This window comes from Mycobacterium talmoniae, assembly GCF_001854525.1.
Taxonomy (GTDB): Bacteria; Actinomycetota; Actinomycetes; order Mycobacteriales; family Mycobacteriaceae; genus Mycobacterium; species Mycobacterium talmoniae.
This window is the reverse complement of sequence record NZ_MLQM01000011.1, coordinates 16,806-29,978: the sequence shown is the minus strand read 5'-3', so window position 1 is coordinate 29,978 and position 13,173 is coordinate 16,806. Positions and strand designations below refer to the sequence as shown.

At 71.5% G+C, this 13,173-nt stretch carries 13 protein-coding genes and 1 pseudogene; 5 read left to right on the top strand and 9 right to left on the bottom strand.

The features are described 5' to 3' along the window. The first annotated feature begins 5 nt into the window (after positions 1-5). Positions 6-500 carry an RDD family protein gene (locus tag BKN37_RS04130; protein ID WP_071021955.1) on the top strand — a complete coding sequence of 165 codons (495 nt, stop codon included), beginning with the start codon at positions 6-8 and terminating at the stop codon, positions 498-500. Positions 501-506: 6 nt separating this feature from the next. On the opposite strand, the gene BKN37_RS04125 is transcribed toward BKN37_RS04130, so the two are convergent. Further along, positions 507-974, bottom strand: a complete 468-nt coding sequence (locus BKN37_RS04125) for a gluconokinase (RefSeq protein WP_071022054.1) — start codon at positions 972-974, stop codon at positions 507-509. 83 nt (positions 975-1,057) lie between these two features. Between BKN37_RS04125 and BKN37_RS04120 the strand changes: the two genes are divergently transcribed. Further along, positions 1,058-1,702, top strand: coding sequence for a FadR/GntR family transcriptional regulator (locus BKN37_RS04120; protein WP_071021952.1), 645 nt, complete (start codon positions 1,058-1,060; stop codon positions 1,700-1,702). 95 nt (positions 1,703-1,797) lie between these two features. Here the strand turns inward: BKN37_RS04120 and BKN37_RS04115 are convergent, their stop codons facing one another. Then, a complete protein-coding gene (locus BKN37_RS04115; RefSeq protein WP_071021950.1) occupies positions 1,798-3,789 on the bottom strand; it encodes a DUF7064 domain-containing protein in 1,992 nt (663 codons plus the stop codon). A gap of 101 nt (positions 3,790-3,890) precedes the next feature. After that, positions 3,891-5,396: a carboxylesterase/lipase family protein gene (locus tag BKN37_RS04110; protein WP_071021947.1), complete on the bottom strand. Its 1,506-nt coding sequence runs from the start codon at positions 5,394-5,396 to the stop codon at positions 3,891-3,893. 76 nt (positions 5,397-5,472) lie between these two features. Here BKN37_RS04110 and BKN37_RS04105 point away from each other — a divergent pair, with 76 nt between their 5' ends. Then, positions 5,473-6,147 (top strand): RodZ family helix-turn-helix domain-containing protein, encoded by a 675-nt coding sequence (locus tag BKN37_RS04105; protein ID WP_071021944.1) that lies wholly within the window; start codon positions 5,473-5,475, stop codon positions 6,145-6,147. Between the two features lie 5 nt (positions 6,148-6,152). Here the strand turns inward: BKN37_RS04105 and BKN37_RS29505 are convergent, their stop codons facing one another. After that, positions 6,153-6,488: a hypothetical protein gene (locus BKN37_RS29505; protein ID WP_071021941.1), complete on the bottom strand. Its 336-nt coding sequence runs from the start codon at positions 6,486-6,488 to the stop codon at positions 6,153-6,155. Positions 6,489-6,629: 141 nt separating this feature from the next. Between BKN37_RS29505 and BKN37_RS04095 the strand changes: the two genes are divergently transcribed. After that, positions 6,630-6,965, top strand: coding sequence for an RNA polymerase-binding protein RbpA (locus tag BKN37_RS04095; RefSeq protein ID WP_071021938.1), 336 nt, complete (start codon positions 6,630-6,632; stop codon positions 6,963-6,965). Between the two features lie 22 nt (positions 6,966-6,987). On the opposite strand, the pseudogene BKN37_RS04090 reads toward BKN37_RS04095, so the two are convergent. The 4 genes and pseudogenes from BKN37_RS04090 to BKN37_RS04075 form a co-directional block, all read right to left on the bottom strand. Further along, positions 6,988-7,797 (bottom strand): annotated as a pseudogene (locus tag BKN37_RS04090) (polyprenol monophosphomannose synthase); the annotation flags it as partial. A gap of 122 nt (positions 7,798-7,919) precedes the next feature. Then, the gene (gene lnt, locus BKN37_RS04085) at positions 7,920-9,827 is read right to left on the bottom strand and encodes an apolipoprotein N-acyltransferase (RefSeq protein WP_083341561.1); all 1,908 of its coding nucleotides are present in this window, start codon (positions 9,825-9,827) and stop codon (positions 7,920-7,922) included. After that, positions 9,820-11,340, bottom strand: a complete 1,521-nt coding sequence (locus BKN37_RS04080) for an amidohydrolase (RefSeq protein WP_071022051.1) — start codon at positions 11,338-11,340, stop codon at positions 9,820-9,822. Before BKN37_RS04080 ends, lnt begins: the two co-directional genes overlap by 8 nt. A 118-nt stretch (positions 11,341-11,458) precedes the next feature. After that, positions 11,459-11,926 (bottom strand): FxsA family protein, encoded by a 468-nt coding sequence (locus BKN37_RS04075; protein ID WP_071021931.1) that lies wholly within the window; start codon positions 11,924-11,926, stop codon positions 11,459-11,461. A 71-nt stretch (positions 11,927-11,997) separates the two neighbouring features. Here BKN37_RS04075 and BKN37_RS04070 point away from each other — a divergent pair, with 71 nt between their 5' ends. Further along, positions 11,998-12,705, top strand: coding sequence for a dienelactone hydrolase family protein (locus BKN37_RS04070; RefSeq protein ID WP_071021928.1), 708 nt, complete (start codon positions 11,998-12,000; stop codon positions 12,703-12,705). Positions 12,706-12,730: 25 nt separating this feature from the next. Here BKN37_RS04070 and BKN37_RS04065 read toward each other — a convergent pair whose 3' ends face one another. Continuing rightward, a complete protein-coding gene (locus BKN37_RS04065; protein WP_071021926.1) occupies positions 12,731-13,114 on the bottom strand; it encodes a PPOX class F420-dependent oxidoreductase in 384 nt (127 codons plus the stop codon). Between the last annotated feature and the right edge of the window lie 59 nt (positions 13,115-13,173).

Sequence of the window (13,173 nt, the reverse complement as noted above, 5' to 3'; positions counted from 1 at the left end):
CGCAGATGAGACCCGGTGATTTCAATCCCAACGTGCCCCACTACCCCCAGCCCGGCGGTTACGGGCCGGCGTCGGGAGCGGCGCCCGGCGGCCTGGGGCTGCGTTTCGCCGCGCGGGTGATCGACGGTGTCCTGGTCAACATCGTGGCGTTCCTGCTGTCGCTGTTCACCCTGGACCGGGATTACTGGTTTTTGGCCACCGGCCTGTTCTCCGGCGTGCTGATGTTCGGCTATTTCGTGCTGCTGGAGGTCACCCACGGCGCCACCCTGGGCAAGCGGCTGTTGGGCCTGACGGTTCGCGGTCCGGGCGGGGCGGACAAGCCCGACGCCAAGCAGTCGGCCACCCGCAACGCGTTCACCTTGCTGGCGGTGATCCCCTACGTCGGGAGCCTGATCGCGTTCGTGGCCTACATCGTCATCGCGGCGACGATTAGCGCCAGCCCCACCAAGCAGGGCAAGCACGACGAGTGGGCCGGCGGCACCCAGGTGGTCAAGGGCTGAGCCGCCTCACCGGCGCCGGGCCAGGTAATCGGCGACGATCGTGTCGATGTCCTGACCGACGTCGACGGTGACGCCGCGTTCCTCGGGCGCCAGCGGCTCCAGCGTGTCGAACTGGGAGCGCAGCAGCGCGGACGGCATGAAATGGCCGGTCCGGTACGCCTGCCGCCGGCCGATGACGTCTGGGGGGCCGCTGAGATGCAAGAACTCGACGGTCGGACAGTGTCGGCGGAGCTGGTCGCGGTAGCTGCGTTTGAGCGCCGAGCAGCCGATCACCCCGCCGCCGGTGTGCGCCGACAACCACTGCCCGACCAGCTCAAGCCACGGATACCGGTCGGTGTCGGTCAACGGGATACCGGCGGTCATCTTGGTGATGTTGGCGTCGGGGTGGAAGTCGTCGGCGTCGGCGAACGGCACCCGTAGCCGCCCGGCCAGCGACCGCCCCACCGACGATTTGCCCGCCCCGGATACCCCCATGACCACGATCGGCGACACATCAGCGAGCGTGCCGCAATGATCAGATGATTACAACCTATCGGGGTATATGGGATTATTTATCGGTGGTCCAGGACGGTTCGTCGAGTGAGTTGCACCGCAACGTCCTGACCGCGATCGGCACCGGGATCGTGTCCGGACGATACCCCGCCGGGCAGGTGCTGACCCTGGATGCGCTGAGCGCCGGCAACGGCGTGTCGCGCAGCGTGGTCCGTGAGGCGATCCGGGTGCTGGAATCGATGGGGATGGTCGCTGCACGGCGCCGCATCGGGATCACCGTGCAGCCCGCTGCAAGCTGGAATGTCTTTGACCCCCGGCTGATTCGCTGGCGACTCGATGACGGCGACCGGGCCGTGCAACTGGAGTCGCTGCACGAGCTGCGCCGGGGTGTCGCCCCCGCGGCGGCGGCCTTGGCGGCCCGGCGCGCCGATCCCGAGCAGTGCCGCGTCATGGCCGCCGCGGTTTCGGACATGGTGGTGCACGCCCGCTCGGGTGACGTCGACTCGTACCGGCTGGCCCACAACGCCTTTCATCGCACCGTGTTGGAGGCCAGCGGCAACGGCATGTTCCGGGCGCTGCACGCGGTGCTGGCCGAAGCGCCCACCAACCACGTCAGCCCGGAGGTGATCGAGTTGCACGAGCGGGTCGGCCACGCCATCCGGGTCGGTGACGACGCCGCCGCCGAACGGGCCATGCGCCTCCTGTTCTAGCGCGGGGGTGGTTGATTGCGCCGACTGTGCGGTTTCATCCGCGAGACGCCTGCCGGGCGTATGAAACTGCACAGTCGCGAACGCCCGCAATGGGTTTAGCGGCCGCGGTTACGGTTCCATTCCATCCAGCCGACACCGGAGCGGCCGTCGGCGGTGGACACGCTGACCCACGCCCGGGGGAACTGGCTGATCCGCCCGTCGCTGGCCACCAGCCGCACCGGCGCGTGCGCGACGACCTCGGCGGTCACCGTGATCTCCCCGGGCTGCAGGCCCACGACGGTGGTGATCGGTAACCCGTTGTCGGCGAACGTCTCCCGCGCGGTGACGGTCTGCAGCTCGATGAGCCGCTCCCCCGTCTTCTGCACATAGCCGACCCCGATCGGGCCGGCGCCGGGAATGCGAATGTCCACGCCGTGCAGGTGGGTGCCGTCGTCGAGGTGCAGCGCGCTCCACACCCAGTCCATGCTCCACCAGTCGCGCACACCCCAGGAGTGGTCGCGCTGACCGGCGGCGTCGCGGAGCCGGTAGTCGGTGCCGTCGACGGTGACGGTGCCCGAGACCGTGCACGGGATCTCGTAGCGCGGCGTGAGCCGGTACTGGTAGGGCGTGCCGTCGGTGCTCCACACCAGATCCACCGCCACCTCGACGGGCCGCCCGGTCTCGCCGCGCAGCAGCGCCGCCGGGTCGTCGTAGGCCGCACCGGCCCCGCGCGCCGCGACCCGATAGCTGCGCAGCGGCGCGCCCGGATCGAGCGTGAGATCGAAGGTGTCGCAGCCGATTGCGTCGAGGCGCACCGGCAGCGCCGCGGCGAAGTCGTTGAGAGCGATGGTCGGCAGCTGCGGGCCGCACAGCAGCGCGTTGACCCAGGCGGTGCCCTCGTTCGGGTACAGGCCCACCCGGATCCACCCGGCGATCCGCTGGCCAGGATCGACGAAGTCGAAGTACCAGCTTTCATTCCACAGCGGTTCGTCGCCGGGCGGATGCGCCGCATCGTCGGTGTCCGCCGGGTGCAGCGGTTCGACGGCGACCGCGGCGGGCAACTCGGCCAGCGCGTCGGTGTCGAGCACGTGCTGGCTGTGCCGCTGCAGCATCGTCATGAACATCCGGTCGCCGCGCTCGGTGCGCTCCACCAGCATGGACGACACGATCGCCATCATCACCCCGAAGAAGCTTTGGCGGCGCACCCCGGTGCGGACGTCGTCAATGCTCAGCGGGCAATCCGGGCCCAGCGCGGTGTGATACGCGCGCAGCAGGGCGTCGTAGTGGGTGCGTCGGTCCGCCACCGGCAGCGCGCAGCCCAGGAAGTAGGCCAGGTCGGTCAGCGCGGGACCCCAGGTGACGGTCTGCCAGTCCACCACGGTCAGGCGGCGGTGCGACCCGTTCGCGCCGAACAACATATTGTCCAGCCGGTAGTCGCCGTGGATCAGCCCGTGCGGGCGGTCGGCGGCCGCCTCGGCCGCCAGGTAACCGTCGAAACCACCGACCAGCCGTTCGCACACCATGCGTTGCGGCGGGGTCAGCGCCGCGCCGTACCGGTCGGCGAACCCGGCGTACAGCTGGGCGATCAGCGCCTGATTCACCGGCGTGTCGCGGTTGAGCCACGCCGCGTCGGCCAGCGCGGCGTCGCCCAGCAGCGGCGCCTGCAGCCGGGCCAGCTCCTCGACCGCCAGCAGCGCCTGATCGACTGTGGCGCCGCCGATCTCGTTGCCAACCACGGCCGGCGCGGCGTCACCGAGCAGCAGATCGAAGATGCCGGCGACCGGGTCGAAGCCGGCGTGATAGCAGGGCGCGACTGGGCCCGCCAGCCGCGGCGCGATGTCGGTGTAGAACCGGACCTCGCGCTCGTAAAGGCCCAGCGCCAGGCCGGTGGCCCGGCTGGTCGGGTCGCTGGCGGCGACCTTGAGCACCACCGAACGCGGACCGTCGCCGCCCGCGGCGTAGGTCGGGGTAATGCGGTAGCACTCGCTCATCTGCCCGGTGCCGATGCGTTCGGCGGAAAACCCGGTGACGGTGCCGGCGGCCAGCACCGCGGTGAGCCAGTCGGCGGTCAGGTCGGTCGGCCGTTCGATGATGCCGTCGTCGGTCACGCGACCAACATAGCGGCGCGAGCAGACGCAAAAGCCCCTTTTCCGCACCGGAAATGGGGGCTTTTGTGTCTGCTCGCGGGCGGAGGGCGCCGCGGAAAGACCTAGCGGGCCAACGAAAAGCCCTGCCACGCGATCCGGCGTTCGGGGTGCGGGTCGTATTCGACGCGGCACTCGCGGTCGAACACCAGCACGGCGCGGTCGGCCGCGGTGTAGGCCGGCCAGTCGTCGCCGGGCACCCCGGTGCGGCTAAACGACCGCCAGCGGCGCTGCACTTGATCGCTGACCCGCAGCGCGGCGCGACGGTCGGCGGCGACGGTCAGCAGGGCGCCGAACCGGGTCCGGTAGGTATCGAACACCGCCAACAGCTCGGTGGCGTGGGTGGCGCCCAGCCCCGACCACCGCAACAGCCGCGGCGCGAAGTCATACCGGTACAGGTAGGTGGGTGCGTGGGCACCGTGGGCCTCGGCGATCTCCCAGGCCGCCGCGCCGAACGCGAAATCGCCGCCGAGCTGCACACAGGCCGCCGGGTCCGGATAGTCCGGGTAGGCGGCGGTGATGCGTTGCCGGGCAGCCGGACCGGCCTCGGCGAACAGCGCCTCGATCATCGGCTCGGTGGTCGGCAGCATCCGCAGAAACCGGGTGAACAGCCGACCCTCCTCGGCGTTGGTGCCCACGATCAGCGGCACTCGGTGGGCGCTGCCGCGCCGCATCGCCTCCACCGGATCCACCGGCAATACCTCGTCGCCGGCCACCGGGCCGATCGGGAACGCCCCCAGCATGTTCTGCACACCCTGGTCGACCAGCCGGTCTTGGGCGGCCACCAGATCGGCCGCCGACGCCGCCATCACCGCGTGGGCGGCGTCGGCGGGACGCGCCCCGAGCAGCGCGGCGAACCGGGCCGCGAAGTCGGCGGCCATCTCCGGGGTGCGCACCATGCCCGCCGCGGGGCTTTCCGAAATCGCCTGGGAGAACAGCCCTTCGGCGGCGGGCACCGCCAGCAGGGTGGCGACCACGTGCGCGCCGGCGCTTTCGCCGAAGATGGTGACGTTGTCCGGGTCGCCGCCGAAGGCCGCGATGTTGTCCCGCACCCAGCGCAGCGCCAGCACCAAATCGCGCAGGTACAGGTTGCTGTCGATGCTGACCTCGGGGGTGGACAGCGACGACAGGTCCAGACAGCCCAGCGCGCCGAGCCGGTAGTTGACCGAGACATACACGCAGCCGCCGCGGGCCAGCGCGGCCCCATCGTACAGCGGGGTGGCCGAACTGCCCAGGATGTAGCCGCCGCCGTGAATGAACACCATCACCGGCAGCGGATCGGGCCCCGCCGCCTGCGGTGCCACCACGTTGAGGGTCAGGCAGTCCTCCCCCATCGGCTGGTACTTGCCGGGGCTGACCATGGTGTAGCGACGCTGCTGCGGCGCGCATTTGGTGAACCCGTGACAGTGCCGCACCCCCGACCACGGCTCGGCGGGCTGCGGCGCCCGGAACCGCAGCGCCCCCACCGGCGGACGCGCATACGGGATGGACCGCCACCGGTGCACCCCGCCGCGGGTGAACCCTTCGACGATGCCGGTGGCGATGGTCGCGCGGACGGGGTGTTGGTGCATGACCGAACGGTAGCGAATTTCCCGGCCCGGCCACGCCAAGCCCAACCAATTCGCCGGCGGCGGTTAGCCTGACGGGATGCGAAACGCTGTGCTGGTCGCTGTGTTGCTGCTGGTTGCCGGGTGTTCCCGGGCGACGGTGGGCCACCCGGAATCCCCGCACCCCAGCGCGCCGGCGCCGTCCTCGCGCACCCCCACCGCCGCGCCGTCGGCGCCGGTGCCGTCCACACCCCCGGATGCCGGCGCGCCGGTCGCCGCGGTGATCGCCTGGGTGGAGGCCGGCCGTCGGGTCGACGCCACCGGCTACCACAGCGCCACCCGCGACGGCGCCACCACCGAACTCGGCGACGACGTCGGTTTCACCACGCCCGCGGACGCGACCGGTCACACGACCTGCATGACCAACGCCGGCGCCCTGGCCTGCCTGGTCGATCTGACCGATCCGCCGCCCCGCCCGCAGGACGTCTACGGCGCGTGGCAGGGCAATTGGGTGGATTTCGACGGCTCCAGCGTGCAGGTCGGGTCCGCCCACGCCGACCCCGGGCCCTTCCTGCGCGGCGACGGGCCCGAACTGCCCTACGGGGCGTCGCTGGCCTTCGGCGACTACCGGTGCCGGGCCGACCCGGCCGGCCTGGTCTGCGTGAACTACGCGCACCGCGCGGCGGCGCGGTTCGCCGCGGCGGGCATCACCCCGTTCGGGTGCCTGCACCCGGCGCCCACACCGCCGGGCGTCGGGAAGAAATTCGGCTGCTGAGGGTCTTAGCGCCAGCCGTCGGCGGCTTTCGCCGCCCGCATCAGCGTGTCGCACAGCTGCCGCAGCTCGCTGGCCGCGGCCCCCTCGTCCAGCGCCGTGGCCACGTCTTCGGCCGCGCAGCGCACCTGATACACCCGGTCGGACAGGGCGGCGGCTTCCTCGGCGGTGAGCACCACCGCGTCCGGGGGCAGCGTCGCGTGGACGCCGTTGATCTGGGCGCGCTGCTCGTAGGCGCGCTGCCGACACGATTGCCGACAGTATTGGCGGCGGCGGCCGGTCCCGGTGTCGGCCACCTCACGGCCGCACCAGCGGCAGGGTTGTGGTTTACCGCGGCGGGTCACGCTTGGTGACTCTAGTCGGGCCCACCCGGCGGTCCCGGTATCATGGAGGGTCGCGTCGCAGCCCGGGAACTCCGTTCGACGTTGCTGCGTTGTTAGCCCCGTAGAGAATTTGCTTAACGGAATCTAGGAAAGGTTGGGCCGATGGCTGATCGCGTCCTGAGGGGCAGTCGCCTCGGAGCCGTGAGCTACGAGACCGACCGCAACCATGACCTGGCGCCGCGTCAAGTCGCGCGGTACCGCACCGAGAACGGCGAAGAGTTCGACGTCCCGTTCGCCGACGACGCCGAGATCCCCGGCACCTGGATTTGCCGCAACGGGATGGAAGGCACCCTGATCGAGGGTGAGCTGCCGGAGCCCAAGAAGGTCAAGCCGCCCCGCACCCACTGGGACATGCTGCTGGAGCGCCGCTCGGTCGAGGAGCTCGAAGAGCTGCTCAAGGAGCGGTTGGACCTGATCAAGTCGCGTCGCCGCGGGTAGCTGACCCGCGCCTAACGCGGCCTTAGCCGACCGCGCTGCGGGTCCGGTTCAGCCGCCCGGCGATCCCCCACCGGGCGACTTTGATCATCGCTTCGCGGATGTTGGAGCCGCTCATCTTGGACACGCCGAGCTCCCGCTCGGTGAAGGTGATGGGCACCTCGACGACGACGAAGCCGTTGTTGATGGCCCGCCAGGTCAGGTCGATCTGGAAGCAGTACCCCTTCGACTCCACCGCGGCCAGGTCGATCTTTTCCAGCACCTCGCGCCGGTAGGCGCGGTACCCGGCGGTGATGTCGTGGATCCCGACGCCCAGTAGCAGCCGCGAATAGGTGTTGGCGGTCTTGGACAGCGCCAGCCGCCGCCACGGCCAGTTGCGCACCGCCCCGCCGTCCACGTAGCGGGAACCGATCGCCACATCCGCTCCGCCGTCCACGGCGTCCAACAGCCGGTGCAGCTGCTCGGGGGCGTGGCTGCCGTCGGCGTCCATCTCCACGATCACCGCGTATTCGCGGGCCAGTCCCCAGGCGAACCCGGCCAGGTAGGCCGCGCCCAACCCGGCCTTGGCGGTGCGGTGCATCACGTGCACCCGGTCCGGGGCGGCCGCCGCCAGGTCGTCGGCGAGCTGCCCGGTGCCGTCCGGGCTGCCGTCGTCGACCACCAGCACGTGCGCCTCGGGCTTGGCCTGCCGGACCCGGCCCAGGATCAGCGGCAGGTTCTCCCGCTCGTTGTAGGTGGGGATCACCACCAGCGTGCGCTGGCTGGGACGGTCACCGGCAGCCTCGTCACTGCGCTCTGCATGGCCGCGGGTCATCTGGCTCCTCTTTCTGGCCCGGAGCGGGCTACGGGGTGAAGGTGGTGGTGAGCGGTCATCGGCGCCGCTCCTCGGCATCGTCGCCGGCGGAGCTCATGTGCGCCGCTCCTCCTCACGTGGCTCTGCATCGTCGCCGGCGCGGCTCATGTGCGCCGCTCCTCCTCATCGCTTCGCTCTGCATCGTCGCCGGCGCGGTCGTTCACCGTCCGGAACAGCCGACGAAACGCACGCGTGGACCATCCATTCTGCAGCACCGCACCCAGAACCGCCGCGGCACCCGCTGCGACCAGCACCCATTGCACCAGCGGCCCCCACCGGGTGGCCAGGGTCAGCGACGTCTTGAGCCGCACCTGATTGTCCAGGTAGGCGGGCTGGAAGAACTCGGTGCTGGCCAGTTCGCGGCCGTCCGGGGCGATCACCGCGCTGACGCCGGTGGTGCCGGCCACCACGACGTAGCGGTCGTGTTCCACCGCGCGCGCCTTGGCGAACGCCAGCTGCTGCCGGCTCATCGTCTTGTTGAAGGTGGCGTTGTTGGTGGGCACCGCCAGCAGCTGGGCACCGTTGAGCACCGATTCGCGCGGCGCCCGGTCGAAGATGACCTCCCAGCAGGTGGTGACCCCGACCGGCACCCCGGCGGCGTGCACCACCCCCGAGCCGTGGCCGGGCACGAAGTAGCCGGCGCGGTCGGCGTAGCTGGACAGGTGGCGGAAGAAGCCCCGCCACGGCAGGTACTCGCCGAACGGTTGCACGATCCGCTTATCGTGCTGTTCGGCCGGGCCGGCCTGCGGATCCCACACCACCACCGAGTTCAGCGCCACCGGGTCCTCCGGGGTCCAGCCCGGCCCGGCGCGCACCGTGCCGACCAGGATCGGGGCGCCGATCGCCTGGGCGGCCTCGGCGATCCGCTGCCCGGCGTCCGGGTTGACCAGCGGGTCGATATCCGAGGAGTTCTCCGGCCAGATGACGAACTGCGGCTGCGGGGCCCGCCCGGCGTGGACGTCGGCGGCCAGCTGCAACGTCTCCCGCACGTGGTAGTCGAGCACTTCGCGGCGTTGGGCGTTGAAGTCCAACCCGAGCCGGGGCACGTTGCCCTGCACGGCGGCGACGGTGACGGCGGGTTCGTTGCCCGATCCCACCCCGGCGTGCCGCACCGACGGCCACACCAGCACGGTGGCGAACAGCACCAGGCAGATGCAGGCGCCCGGTAGCAGCACCGCGGGCGGTTCGGTGTGGCCGGAGTCCAGCAGGCGGTCGCGTCGAAACCAGCCCACCAGTTCCACCGCGAACGCCGTCGCCGCGCAGCCGACCAGCACGATCGCCGTCGACAGCAGCGGCACCCCGCCGACGGCGGCCAACGGCAAAAACGGGCCGCTGGTTTGCCCGAAGCCCACCACGCCCCACGGGAACCCGCCGAACGGGACGGTGGATTTCGCCCACTCCTGCCCCGCCCACAGCACCGCAAACCAGATCGGCCAGCCCGGCAGCGCGCGCACCACCACGGCCAGCAGCCCGAACAGGCCGGGAAACAGCGCGCACACCAGCGCCAGCACCAGCCAGGGCACCGTGCCGACCAGGGTGCTGATCCAGGGCAGCAGCGGCAGGTAGAACGCCACGCCGAACAGGAAGCCGTAGCCGAAGCCGCCGGCCACGATGGTGGCCGCGTGGATCAGCACCGCCGCCAGCAGTGCGAACGCGACCACCGCCGCCCACCACCATTGCAGCGGCGGGAAGCTCGCGCACAGCAGCAGCCCGGCCACCAGGGTGGCGCTCAGTTGCGGCAGCCGCGCCCACACGGCGGCACCGAAGCCCGGCAGCCGGTCGGCGATCGCGGTGCCCGCCCGGCCCAGGCGGCGCCCGGCCGCGGCCCCCAGCCGGCGGGCCACCCGCAGCGCCTCGGGCAGCTCCCGGTCCTCGGGGTAGCGGTGCGGGTCGTCGAACGGGTCGTCGTCGTACGGGTCCTCGAACGGGTCGTCGTCGCCGACCACCGGGATGGTTTCGGTGTCGTCGTCGGGCCGCGCGGTCCCGTCGAACCGCTTACCGCCCCTAGCCATACAGAACCGCACCCCGGTGCACGGTTTGCCGGCAACGCGGCAGGGGGTCGGTGGGGCCCAGCCGCGGCAGCGGCGGAACCTGCGCACGCGGGTCGGTGGACCAGCGTTGGACCGCGTCGCGGGGTGCGCTGACGGTCAGCTCCCCGGTATCCCAGACGGCGTAGCTGGCCGGCGCCCCGGGCACCAGCGTGCCGGCAACGCCGTCGTGAACCCCGCCGGCGCGCCAGCCGCCGCGGGTCGCGGCAGCAAACGCCGCCCGCGGTGACACCGCGCTGCCCGGGGTCCGGTGGCTGGCCGCCGCCCGCACCGTCGCCCAGGGATCCAGCCCCGTCACCGGGGCGTCGGAGCCAAACGCGAGGGGCACGCCATGGGATGCTAGCAGGGAAAACGGGTTGAGCTTGCTGGAGCGCACGGCTCCCAGACGGCGGGCGTACATGCCGCTGTCCCCGCCCCACAGCGCATCGAAATTGGGTTGCATGCTGGCGATGACGCCCCAGGCGCCCAACTGGGCGGCCTGCTGATCGGTCACCATCTCCGCATGTTCCAACCGGTGCCCGCACCTGGCGACCGCGGCCACCCCGAAATGCTCGACGACCCGCGCAAACGCGGTGACCGCCGCCGCCACCGCGGCGTCCCCGATCACGTGAAAACCGGCCGTGATGCCCGCTTCGGTGCAGGCCCACAGGTGCGCGGTGATGGTGTCGGTGTCCAGGTAGCAGGTGCCGGTGCGGTGCGGGGCGTCGATGTAGGGCTCGTGCAGCCACGCGGTGTGCGATCCCAGGGCGCCGTCCACGAACAGGTCCCCGGCCAGCCCGTGGGCGCCGGTGTGCTCCAGCAGTTCGCGGGCCTGCGCGGCGCTGGTCACCGCCTCACCCCAGTACCCGATCACCTCGACCCCGTGGTCCAGGCCGCGCAGTTCGCGCCAGTCGTCGAGGCCGCCGATGTCGGGGCCGGCGCATTCGTGGACCGCGACGATGCCGTGGGCGGCCGCGGCGTCTAGCGCCGCGGTGCGGGCTTCGGCGCGCTGCGCGGCGGTCAGCAGATCCCGCGCGGCGGCCCGCACCCGGTGATGGGCGTCCCCGGTCAGCGGCCGCTGCGGGTCGGCGGCCAACTCCGGGATCCGGCGCCGCAGCCCGGTGGAGGCCAGCGCGGAGTGCGCGTCGACGCGGGCGAGGTAGCCGGGCCGGTCGCCGAGCACCGCGTCCAGCTCCGCGGTGGTCGGGGCGGTGTTGTCCGGCCAGGTCGTCTCGTCCCAGCCGTGTCCCCACACCGGTTGGTCGGGGTGCGCGGCCGCGTAGTCGCCGATCAGCGCCAGGCAGTGCTGCCGGGAGGACGCCGTCCGCAGGTCCAGACCCGACAGGGTCAGCCCGGTCGCGGTGAGGTGGATGTGGCTGTCCACGAACGCCGGGGCGACGAAGCCGCCGTCCAGATCGGCGACGTCGGCGTCGGGGAACCGTTCGCGGCCGACGGCGTCGCTGCCCACCCAGGCCACCACGTCGTCGCGCACCGCCATCGCGGTGGCGTCCGGGTGAGTCGGGCTGTGGATCCGGCCGCCCAGCAGCAGCCTGGTCGGACTCGGGGTCGTCACGGCGTAAAACTACGGGGTTGCGGTGACACGGTGTGGTGCGGGCTCAATCGGCGTGTCGGTACAGCGCGGGCGCGGGCACCTCGGTGACGTCGATGACTTCGCCGTCGATGTAGTCGCCGTGGCCGCCGCTGGGGGTCCGCGGGGCGCCGCCGGTCATGACCGTGACCAGCGGGGCGCGCCGGCCGATGCCGCGAACGGCCAACGCTGCCACCACCGGGCGGGCGATCGCCCGCGTCGCCGGCACCAGCAGCAAAAGCCCCGCCACGGTGCTGACCAGGCCGGGAACGATGACCAGCACGGTGCCCAGCGCGACGAGCGCGCTGTCGGTGAGCGCGCCGCCGGAGCGCAGCCGGCGCAGCTGGCGCCGGGCCTGCGCACCCGCCAGCAGCAGCCCGCCGACGAAGGTGGCCGTCAGCAGCAGCAGGGTCCACCCGAAGCCGATCGTGGAGGTCAGCGCAACCAGCACCGCCAGTTCGACGACGGCGTACCCGAGAAACAGTCGCGTGCCCATGTGGGGCCAACGTATCGCGGCGCGGCTTTGGTTCCTTGGGTCGCCGCCGGGTGGGTAATAGATTGGGCGGAATGACGACGATCGAGTTCGACACCCCCGATGGGCCCATCGACGCCTTGCTGAGTGTTCCGGACGGACACGGCCCGTGGCCGGGCGTGGTGGTGGTCCACGACGCGTTGGGTTACGGCCCGGACAACGAGGCGATCTCCGGTCACATCGCCGCCGCCGGGTACATCGCGCTCACGCCGAACCTGTATGCCCGGGGTGGCCGGGCCCGCTGCATCACCCGGGTGATGCGCGAGCTGCTGACCAAACGCGGTCGCGCGCTCGATGACATCCTGGCTGCCCGCGACCACCTGCTGGGCATGCCGCAGTGTTCCGGGTCGGTCGGTATCGCGGGATTCTGCATGGGCGGCGGTTTTGCGCTGATCATGTCGCCCAAGGGGTTCGCCGCGTCGGCGCCGTTCTACGGCACCCCGCTGCCGCGGCACCTGAGCGAGACCCTGGACGGGGCGTGCCCGATCGTGGCCAGCTTCGGCGCCCGCGACCCGCTGGGGGTGGGCGCGCCGACCCGGCTGCGCCGGGTCGTCGAACACAAGGGCATTCCCGCCGACATCAAGGTCTACCCGCGCGCCGGGCACAGCTTTGCCAACAAACTGCCCGCCCAGCCGCTGCTGCGCGTCACCGGGTTCGGCTACAACGAGGCCGCCACCGCCGACGCCTGGGCCCGGGTGTTCGCGTTCTTCGGTGAACACTTGGGCGGTGCGTCGCAGGCCTGACGGTTGCGGCGGGCTACGGCGCGGCTTAGTTGGCGGCGCGGATTTCCAGGCCGAGGTTGTTGTGCATGCCGCCGCGCAGTTTGCTGAAGAAGTTAAACACCCGGCCGATGAGGCCGTAGCGCTTGCCGATCGCGTCGTAGACGGTGCCGGTGTGCGACGGGTCCAAGATGGTGGCGGTCGCCTCGATCGCCTCGCTCTTGGGCCGGCCCCGCAGGTCGCAGGCCGCCAGCGTCACCCGCGGGGTGTTGCGGATCCGCTTGACCTTCCAGGACTTCGCCTCGGTGATCACCAGCAACCGGTCACCGTCGGCGGCGGCCCAGATCGGGGTGGGTTTGGGCCGGCCGTCCTTGGTGAAGGTGGTCAGCAGGATGTAGTCGGATTTCGCGATGTCAGCGAACGTGGGAGCCACGGGTCGACTCTAGCGGCGAGCAGACGCAAAAGCCCCCTCATGGGGCGGTTTTTAGGGGC

Coding starts and splice junctions, on each gene's coding strand:
- BKN37_RS04075 (WP_071021931.1), bottom strand. CDS start 11,926: ATGGGCACGCGACTGTTTCTCGGGTACGCCGTCGTCGAACTGGCGGTG.
- BKN37_RS04105 (WP_071021944.1), top strand. CDS start 5,473: ATGCGAAACGCTGTGCTGGTCGCTGTGTTGCTGCTGGTTGCCGGGTGT.
- BKN37_RS04080 (WP_071022051.1), bottom strand. CDS start 11,340: ATGGCGGTGCGCGACGACGTGGTGGCCTGGGTGGGCAGCGACGCCGTC.
- BKN37_RS04110 (WP_071021947.1), bottom strand. CDS start 5,396: ATGCACCAACACCCCGTCCGCGCGACCATCGCCACCGGCATCGTCGAA.
- BKN37_RS04070 (WP_071021928.1), top strand. CDS start 11,998: ATGACGACGATCGAGTTCGACACCCCCGATGGGCCCATCGACGCCTTG.
- lnt (WP_083341561.1), bottom strand. CDS start 9,827: ATGGCTAGGGGCGGTAAGCGGTTCGACGGGACCGCGCGGCCCGACGAC.
- BKN37_RS04095 (WP_071021938.1), top strand. CDS start 6,630: ATGGCTGATCGCGTCCTGAGGGGCAGTCGCCTCGGAGCCGTGAGCTAC.
- BKN37_RS04130 (WP_071021955.1), top strand. CDS start 6: ATGAGACCCGGTGATTTCAATCCCAACGTGCCCCACTACCCCCAGCCC.
- BKN37_RS04125 (WP_071022054.1), bottom strand. CDS start 974: ATGGGGGTATCCGGGGCGGGCAAATCGTCGGTGGGGCGGTCGCTGGCC.